The 2,506-nt window shown below is 58.2% G+C and carries 2 protein-coding genes; both read left to right on the plus strand.

All coding sequences use genetic code 11. The annotated features are described in order from the left end of the window. Positions 1–1,018: reverse transcriptase domain-containing protein (locus P0D89_RS52250; protein ID WP_408379502.1), on the plus strand; the 1,018-nt coding region annotated here is incomplete at its 5' end. A 552-nt stretch (positions 1,019–1,570) separates the two neighbouring features. Further along, a partial coding sequence (locus P0D89_RS52255) for a reverse transcriptase domain-containing protein (protein ID WP_408379505.1) occupies positions 1,571–2,506 on the plus strand: 936 nt, incomplete at its 3' end.

Here is a 2,506-nt window from a genome sequence, read left to right on the forward strand (position 1 = left end):
CTTCGACACCGTTCATCATCGTCTTCTTCTGAAGGGAATCCGCAAGCGGATTGCCGATCAGCGCTTCCTTGCCCTGCTGTGGAAGTTCATCAAAGCCGGGTGCGTCGATCGCGATCTATTCCGTGCCGCGAGTGAAGGCGTTCCTCAGGGCGGTGTCATCTCACCCCTGTTATCCAACATCATGTTGCATGAATTCGATGCTTGGATGGAAAGGAACTACCTGAGCAAGAAGGTGCGCAAGGATCGGTGGGCGTGGAACTTCGCCATTCTCAAACAGCGTCCCATTACTGTGCGAGAAAACCGCCAGTGGAAACCAGCTATTGCCTACTGTCGGTACGCGGATGACTTTGTGATTGTGGTCAAGGGGACTCGCGAACACGCTGAGGCCGTACGCGAAGCGTGCCGTGGGTTCCTAGAAGGCGAACTGAAGCTCACGCTAAATATGGAGAAGACCCATATCACGCATGTGAACGATGGCTTCGTCTTCCTTGGTCACCGAATCATCCGCAAGCGTGGATCACGCGGTCGCATGCGACCTGTAACGACCATTCCGTGGGAGAAGTATCGGTGCTTTGCCGCGAGGCTCGTCAAGCAACTGTCGGGCAACTATGGCATGAACCGGATGGATCTGATGGAGAGCCTGAATCGGCAGATTGCCGGCTGGGCTGCCTTCTATCAATTCACCGACTTTACGGCCACCATGTTCAAAAAGCTGGACCGCACGGTCTTCTGGAAATTCGGCTACTGGCTTGCGCGCAGGTTTCGGCGCGGGTTCAGGTCGCTGATGCGCGATTACATTCGCGCACCAGAACCGGGACAGGCGACGACATGGGTGTTACAAGGCCAGAACAGTCGAGGTTGGTATGGGGCGGTGGCGCTGCGGCGTCTGGTTACCAGCCGGAAAGGTCAATTCAGGTGGCGTTCGCCGTCGGAGAATCCGTACATTCTGTGCGATGAGAAACGCAGCACCATCGAGTCTCGCTACGCCGATGTCGCCTTTGCTATGAGCAACGCTTGAACGGAGAGCCGGATGCACTGAGAGGTGCAAGTCCGGTTGTGTGTCCAGCGAAGGCTGGCGTGTTCAGCAGGAGACAGTCCTGCCGGGGTAGAAGTCAGAAGCCCCGTAGCTTGGATAGCAGGGTGGCGGGAAACCAAGACTCTGAAGCCTATCGACTGGTGTCCCCGGGGGGGATGCGCGAGTCATCGGGCCGTAATGAAGATGAACGTGGAAGTGGCCTCGAAAGTGAAGAGACCCGAAGGCCGAGCCTGCAACCGTGAGGGCGAAGGCAGCATGGATAGCCGAATTCTGACTGATACGGCTATTCCACTTCGGCGGGGTGGAAGCGACGGCACGATGGCAAGGACATGCTGAGCAACTGGAGAAGCCCTCCTCGCCCGGCGCGAAATCGCCGGAGCAAGGTAGGTCCTATAACCGGCGAACCCGGGAAGTGGACCGAAGGCGAGAGGGTGGCGGATGGGTCCGTAGTAGCTGTGAGACCGGGTAACGCTGGTGGAGCGAAGGGGCCCTGCTGTTTGTAGTTTCCTCGACAACACGGGAGGCAAGGACGGGATGACAAAGACGTCCAGCAGTTTGCAGGACCTGAGACGGGGAATATACGTCAAGGCGAAGGCTGAACCGTCCTGGCGTTTCTGGGGTTTGTACGTCCATGTCTGCAAGATGGAAACTTTACGCGAAGCGTATGCGCTGGCCAGAAAGAACAACGGCGCACCGGGTATTGACGGGGTGACGTTCGAGGTCGTCGAGGCGCAAGGCGTAGAGGCATTCCTTGAACAGATACAGGGCGAACTGGTTGGGCGGACCTACAGGCCGCTACGCGCGCGGCGGCAGGAGATACCGAAGGACGGGGGCAAGGTCCGTGTTCTTTCGATTCCTGCTATCCGCGACAGGGTGGTCCAGGGTGCGCTCAAGCTCATACTGGAGCCGATCTTCGAGGCAGACTTCCAACCGGGGTCGTATGGCTATCGTCCGAAGCGTACCGCGCATGAAGCGGTGCATCGGGTGGCGACGGCGATTGTTCAGTGGAAGACCCGCGTCATAGATCTGGATTTACGCGCCTACTTTGACACCGTGCGGCATCATCTGCTGCTCGACAAGGTAGCGCGTCGGGTCAATGATCGGGACGTCATGCATCTGCTGAAGCTGATCCTGACGGCATCGGGTAAACGAGGCGTGCCGCAGGGCGGGGTGATTTCACCCTTACTCAGCAACATCTACCTCACCGAGGTGGACCGGATGCTGGAGCGGGCGAAAGACGCCACGCGTAACGGGAAGTACACCTACGTCGAGTATGCCCGCTTCGCTGACGATCTGGTCGTGCTGATTGATGCTCACCCGCGCCATGACTGGCTGCTGGGGGCGGTAAGCAGACGACTACGGGAGGAGTTTGCCAGACTACAGGTTGAGGTGAATGATGAGAAGAGCCGCACCGTGGATCTGAGATGCAAGGAGAGCTTCGGCTTTCTGGGGTTTGACTTCCGTCAGCTC

It is taken from the genome of Paraburkholderia sp. RL18-085-BIA-A (assembly GCF_046027075.1).
Lineage (GTDB): Bacteria > Pseudomonadota > Gammaproteobacteria > Burkholderiales > Burkholderiaceae > Paraburkholderia.